This is a genomic window from Aquabacterium sp. (genome assembly GCF_004297345.1).
In the GTDB taxonomy this organism is placed as follows: domain Bacteria; phylum Pseudomonadota; class Gammaproteobacteria; order Burkholderiales; family Burkholderiaceae_C; genus Aquabacterium.
This window is the reverse complement of record NZ_SCTN01000163.1, coordinates 1-6,552: the sequence shown is the minus strand read 5'-3', so window position 1 is coordinate 6,552 and position 6,552 is coordinate 1. Positions and strand designations below refer to the sequence as shown.

At 61.4% G+C, this 6,552-nt stretch carries 4 protein-coding genes; all 4 read left to right on the top strand.

The genetic code is table 11. The features are described from left to right. Positions 1–493, top strand: a 493-nt coding sequence (locus tag EPO09_RS05555; RefSeq protein ID WP_290641011.1) for a DUF6515 family protein, incomplete at its 5' end; no start/stop codon positions are given. A gap of 11 nt (positions 494–504) precedes the next feature. Continuing rightward, entirely contained in the window at positions 505–1,893 is a 1,389-nt protein-coding gene (locus tag EPO09_RS05550) for an MdtA/MuxA family multidrug efflux RND transporter periplasmic adaptor subunit (RefSeq protein WP_290641009.1), read from the top strand. Next, entirely contained in the window at positions 1,890–5,036 is a 3,147-nt protein-coding gene (locus EPO09_RS05545; RefSeq protein WP_290641008.1) for an MdtB/MuxB family multidrug efflux RND transporter permease subunit, read from the top strand. Before EPO09_RS05550 ends, EPO09_RS05545 begins: the two co-directional genes overlap by 4 nt. After that, positions 5,033–6,552: efflux RND transporter permease subunit (locus tag EPO09_RS05540; RefSeq protein ID WP_290641006.1), on the top strand; the 1,520-nt coding region annotated here is incomplete at its 3' end. The genes EPO09_RS05545 and EPO09_RS05540, both read left to right, overlap by 4 nt.

Genomic DNA, 6,552 nt, shown 5'->3' with positions numbered 1-6,552 from the left:
GCCTGTTTTGCCAGATGGCAGCGTCAGCATCACATTTGGCGCCAACCATCTGTTCTTTAACAGTGGCGTCTGGTGGCGACCGTTTGGTGGCAGGTTTGTGGTGGTCGTGCCGCCCGTGGGCGTCGTGGTACCCCTGTTGCCTCCAGATTGCGTGACACTTTGGATGGCTGGCGTGCCGTACTATTACGCCAATGGGGTCTATTACGCGGTGTCGCCAGGTCAGGGCTATGTCGTCGTGCAACCTCCGGTCGGTGCCGAATCCGCGCAACCGGTTGCGCCAGTGGCGGTGGCACCTGCACCAGTTGCCGTGCCAAAGGCTCCGCCCGTTCCGGTGATCTATCCGCGAAACGGTCAAAGTGCGACCCAGACGGAAGCTGACAAGCAAGCGTGCAATCGCTGGGCGACCACGCAAGCCGCAGCCTTGGCGGATGCTGAAGTGTTCCAGCGCGCCGTGGCGGCGTGCATGGATGCACATGGCTACACAGTGAGGTAGTTCGTTTCGTGATGAGCAATAACTCGAAGCAATTGGTGACGTTCAGATCTAGCGCTCGCCTGTTTGGCAAAGCCTCACCGTGGATGATTTTTGCGGTGCTGGCGTTGGCCGGTGCCGGCGGAGCCTGGTGGTGGAAGCACAAGCCTCAAGATGGTGCGCAAGCCTCGTCCGAGACCAAATCGGGCGGCAGCGGTGGGCGTCGGTTTGGCAATGGACAGGGCGTGCAACCCGTGTCAGTCATGCCGGTAAACCGGCGTGATGTGCATGCGGCGGTCAACGCCATTGGCACCTTCACGGCAGCCAACACGGCTGTGGTGCATGCCCAGGTGAGCGGCGTGCTGCAGAAGCTGAACTTCAAAGAAGGGCAACAGGTCAAGGCTGGACAAACACTTGCTCAAATTGACCCACGCGCCTTTCAAGCCAGCCTGAGTCAGTCAGAGGGTGGGCTGGCACGCGACAAGGCCCAACTGGACAACGCACGTGTCGATCTGGACCGTTACCGAGGACTGCTGGCCAAGGACGCGTTGGCCAAGCAACAGGTTGACACGCAGGAAGCCCTGGTGCATCAACTAGAAGGCACGGTCAAGGTGGATCAGGCCTCCGTTGACTCGGCTCGTTTGCAACTGACCTATACCCACGTGCTGGCACCGATTTCTGGTCGTGTGGGGCTCAAGCAAGTGGATGTGGGCAATGTGGTTCAGCCGGGTGACGCCAATGGCATCGTGAGCATCACGCAGACCCGGCCGATGGCGTTGGTCTTTGCTGTGCCGTCCAACGTGCTGCCCAAGATTGCCGTAGCGATGAAGGCCAACCAGGTGCTGCAGGTGCAGGCGCTTGACCGCAACAGCCACGACGTGCTGGCGCAAGGGCACGTGTCCTCGATTGATAACGCCATTGATGTCACCACCGATACGATCAAGATCAAAGCCGTGTTTCCCAACGAAGACGACGTGCTGTTCCCCAATCAGTCGGTGAGCGTGTCTTTGCAAGTGGAGACCTTGCACGACGTGTTGACGGTTCCGCCCGCCGCCGTGCTGCGCGGCACCAAGGGCTACTACGTCTACGTGGTAGGTGACGACAACAAGGTCGCGACCAAAGTGATCAAACCTGGCCCGGTTGATGGCAACTGGATGGCCGTTGAGGGTCCTTTGAATGTGGGTGAGCGCGTGGTGATTGACGGCGTGGATCGTCTGCGCGACGGCGCCAAGGTCGAGGTGATTGCGGCAGACCCCAAACAACGCGCCGGAGCCCGATCCACCGGGGATGGAGCCAGTGGCGGGCGTCAGGGCCGCCTGGCCAATCTGCCGCCGGAGATCGCCCAAAAGATCAAGGCCATGACCCCTGATGAGCGCAGGGCCTGGTTCCAGCAGCATCGTGGCGAACTGAACAAGGCGCCATGAACCCGTCACGCATCTTCATTGAGCGGCCGGTTGCCACGTCCTTGCTCATGCTGGCGATCTTGCTGGCTGGTTTGCTCGCATATCGCCTCTTGCCCCTGTCGGCGCTGCCTGAGGTGGACTACCCTACCATCCAGGTGACGACACTGTACCCAGGCGCCAGCCCGGATGTGATGTCGACCACGGTCACGGCACCACTGGAGCGCCAGTTCGGGCAGATGCCTGGTCTGAGCCAAATGACCTCCAGCAGTTCGGGCGGGGCGTCGGTGATCACGCTGCGCTTCTCGCTGGGCCTGTCATTGGATGTGGCCGAGCAGGAGGTGCAGGCTGCCATCAATGCTGGCAGCAATTTGCTGCCAAGCGACTTGCCCATGCCGCCGGTCTACAGCAAGGTCAACCCAGCGGATGCGCCTGTGTTGAGCATCGCGATCACCTCACCGTCCTTGCCGGTGATCAAGCTGCATGACCTGGTTGAAAACCGCCTGGCGCCCAAATTGTCGCAAATCGATGGCGTTGGTCTGGTCAGCATTGCGGGTGGCAGGCGGCCTGCCGTGCGCATCCAGGCCAACCCGCAAACACTCGCTGCATTGGGCTTGTCGCTGGACGATGTGCGCACCGCCATTGCCGCGGCCAACGTCAATCAGGCCAAAGGCAGCTTTGATGGCTCGCAGCGCGCGTCCACCATCGACGCCAATGACCAGCTCAAATCTGCGGCCGAGTATCAGGATCTGATCATCGCCTGGAAGGCCGGCCGCGCCATCCGTTTGCGTGATGTGGCCCAGATCGTCGATGACGCGGAGAACCTGCGCCTGGCAGCATGGTCTGACCGCACGCCAGGCATCATCCTCAACGTTCAGCGCCAACCCGGCGCCAACGTGATCCAGACCGTGGACCACGTCAAGGCCTTGCTACCCAAATTGCAAGCTTCGTTGCCTGCATCTCTTGATGTGCAGGTGATTGCCGACCGCACGACCACTATCCGTGCATCCGTTGAAGACACCGAGTTCGAGCTGCTGCTGTCCATCGCGTTGGTCGTGATGGTGATTTTCTTGTTCTTGCGCAGCGTCAGCGCCACAGTGATCCCCGGTGTGGCCGTGCCACTGTCTTTGGTGGGTACCTTCGGTGTGATGTATCTGGCCGGTTTCTCGATCAACAACCTGACGCTGATGGCCTTGACCATCTCGACGGGCTTCGTGGTGGACGATGCCATCGTGATGATCGAGAACATCGCGCGCTTTGTGGAAGAGGGCGACAGCCCCATGGTGGCGGCACTCAAAGGCAGCAAGCAGATCGGCTTCACGATCATCTCGCTGACCGTGTCCCTGATTGCCGTGCTCATCCCCTTGTTATTCATGGGCGATGTGGTGGGGCGCCTGTTTCACGAGTTTGCGATCACGCTGGCCGTGTCCATCCTGATCTCGGCTTTCGTGTCCTTGACGCTCACGCCCATGATGAGTGCGCGCCTGCTGCGGCCGGAACACGAACGCCAGCACAGCAGGCTGGGTATCTGGAGCGCACAGGCCTTTGACAATATGGTGGCGTCTTACGGTCGGGCGCTGGACTGGGTGCTGGATCGCCCTCGGGCCACCTTGCTGGCGTTCGCGGCGACGCTGGGCATCACGGCCTGGCTGTATTTGCTGGTGCCCAAAGGTTTCTTCCCGCTGCAAGACACGGGTTTGATCCAGGTGATCACCGAGGCGACGCAAACGACGTCGTTCGAGGCCATGTCCGAGCGCCAGCAAGCGGTGGCCGACGCGATCTTGAAAGACCCGGATGTAGACCATCTCGCATCGTTCATCGGCGTGGATGGTGCCAATGCCACCTTGAACACGGGCCGCATGCAGATCACGCTCAAGCCTTTTGCACAGCGGCAGGCATCGGCAGATCAGATCATCCAGCGGCTTGACCGGGCCACGTCGCACATTCCGGGCATCACGGCTTACATGCAGCCTGTGCAGGATCTGACGATCGAAGACAAAGTGTCCAAAACGCAGTACCAGTTTTTGTTGAGTTCGCCGGACGTGGGTGACCTGACCAAGTCCGCCAACGCCCTGGTTGCCAAGCTCAAGACCTTGCCGCAGTTGATGGATGTGGCCAGCGACTTGCAGGATGAAGGCCAGCAGGCTTATCTGCAGATTGACCGCGAGGCCGCAGGCCGCTTGGGCGTGACTGTGGCGGCCATAGACACGGCGCTGTACAACGCCTTCGGGCAGCGTTTGATATCGACGATTTACACGCAGTCCAGCCAGTACCGTGTGGTGCTGGAGGCCGCCTCGGATTTCAGGCGTGGGCCTCGTGCATTGGAGGGCCTGTATGTGCCCGGCAGTTCTGTGGCAGCCAATGGCGTGACGACGGCTGTGCAGGTGCCGATGAGTTCGGTGGCGCGCATGGTCGAGCGGCCGGTGGCGCTGGCCATCAACCATGTGGCGCAATTCCCTTCGGCCACGATCTCGTTCAACCTGGCGCCTGATCATGCTTTGGGCGAGGCCGTTGACGCGATCAAGGCGCAAGAGGCCAGCCTCGATTTGCCACCCAGCGTCGAGACGAGCTTTCAAGGCGCGGCAGAGGCCTTCAGGTCATCGCTGACCAGTACCTTGTTGCTGGTGCTGGCAGCCGTGGTCACGATGTACATCGTGTTGGGTGTGCTGTATGAGAGCTACATCCACCCTGTCACGATCTTGTCGACGCTGCCCTCTGCCGGCTTGGGTGCATTGGTGGCGTTGCTGGTGGCCCGGCTGGATCTGGGCATCGTGGCCATCATCGGCATCGTGCTGCTGATCGGCATCGTCAAGAAGAACGCGATCATGATGATCGACTTCGCGCTGGAGGCACAGCGCGAGCAGGGCTTGAGCCCGCGCGAGGCCATCCACAAGGCCTGTCTGCTGCGTTTCAGGCCCATCCTGATGACCACGATGGCGGCCTTGCTGGGGGCCTTGCCCTTGATGCTGGGCACAGGCGTGGGCCATGAGATGCGCCATCCGCTGGGTGTGACCATGGTCGGCGGTTTGATCGTCAGCCAGATGCTGACGCTGTTCAGCACACCGGTCATCTATCTGAGCTTCGCGGCGCTGGCTGCGAAGTGGCAAGCGCGTCGAGGCAGCAAGCAATCGGCGGCCCATGCAGCCACCAATGAGGGCCAGGCATGAGCATCTCCGCGCCTTTCATTGCGCGGCCAGTGGCCACAACCTTGCTCACGCTGGGCGTGATGCTGGCGGGCATTCTGGGCTTTCAGCTGCTGCCCATTGCCTCCTTGCCGCAAGTGGACTTCCCGACCATCTCGGTCAATGCCTCCTTGCCGGGTGCCGGCCCTGACACGATGGCCGCTACAGTGGCCACGCCTTTGGAGCGCTCGCTGGGCACGATTGCGGGTGTCAACGAGATCACCTCACGTTCATCGCTGGGATCGACCAACGTCACGCTGCAGTTTGATCTCAGCCGTGACATCAACGGCGCGGCGCGCGATGTGCAGGCCGCCATCAACGCGGCGCGCAGCTTGCTGCCAACGGGCATGCCCAGCAACCCGACCTACCGCAAGGTCAATCCGGCTGACTCGCCCATCCTGATCCTGTCGCTCACGTCGGCCACGCTGACCCGCGGTCAGATGTACGACGCCGCCTCGACGGTGCTGGCACAGCGCCTGGCGCAGGTCACGGGTGTGGGGCAGGTCAATGTGGGTGGTGGGGCTTTGCCTGCGGTGCGTGTTGAACTCAATCCAGACAAGCTGGCATCCAAAGGCATCGCGCTGGACAACGTCCGCCTGGCCTTGACGGCCACCAATGCCAACCGGCCCAAAGGTGCGGTCGAACAAGACGGACATTACTGGCAGGTGGGCGCCAATGACCAGGCTCGCACTGCAGATGAATACGCCCCAGTAGTGCTGGGCTACCGAAACGGCGCAGCCATTCGTTTGCGCGACGTCGCTGATGTGAGTGACTCGGTTCAGGACGTGCGCAACTATGGCCTGGCCAAAGGCAAACCAGCCATCTTGCTGTTCATCCTCAAAGAGCCAGGCGCTAACGTGATCGAGACCGTCGAGCGGATACGCACGGTGCTGCCTCGCCTGCAGGCATCGATCCCGCCTGCCATCGAGCTCAATATCATCAGTGACCGCACGCCCACTATCCGTGCATCCCTGCGTGAGGTCGAGCGTGCGATGGCCATCTCGATCGGCCTGGTGATCGTTGTTGTGTTGCTGTTCTTGCGCAACTGGCGCGCCACACTCCTGCCCACTGTGGCTGTGCCCGTATCGCTGGCTGGCACTGTGGGCGTCATGTACCTGTGCGGCTACAGCCTGGATAACCTTTCGGCCATGGCCTTGACCGTGGCCACAGGCTTCGTGGTCGATGATGCCATTGTGGTGGCCGAGAACATCTCGCGTCACATCGAGCGAGGGCTGTCGCCTTTGCAGGCGGCGTTGCAAGGCTCACGAGAGATCGGCTTCACAGTCGTGTCGATCAGCCTGTCGCTGATTGCCGTGTTCATCCCCATCCTCTTGATGGGCGGCGTGGTGGGGCGGCTGTTTCGCGAGTTTGCGGTGGTCTTGTCCTGCGCGATCCTCGTGTCCATGCTGGTGTCCTTGACAACCACACCGATGATGGCTTCACGCTTGCTCAAGGCCCGCACCGAGCATGATGCGGCTCGCCAGCAGCCGCATGTCATGGC

Excerpts from the sequence above, each read along its gene's own strand:
- EPO09_RS05545 (WP_290641008.1), top strand. The coding sequence starts at position 1,890 with ATGAACCCGTCACGCATCTTCATTGAGCGGCCGGTTGCCACGTCCTTG.
- EPO09_RS05550 (WP_290641009.1), top strand. The coding sequence starts at position 505 with ATGAGCAATAACTCGAAGCAATTGGTGACGTTCAGATCTAGCGCTCGC.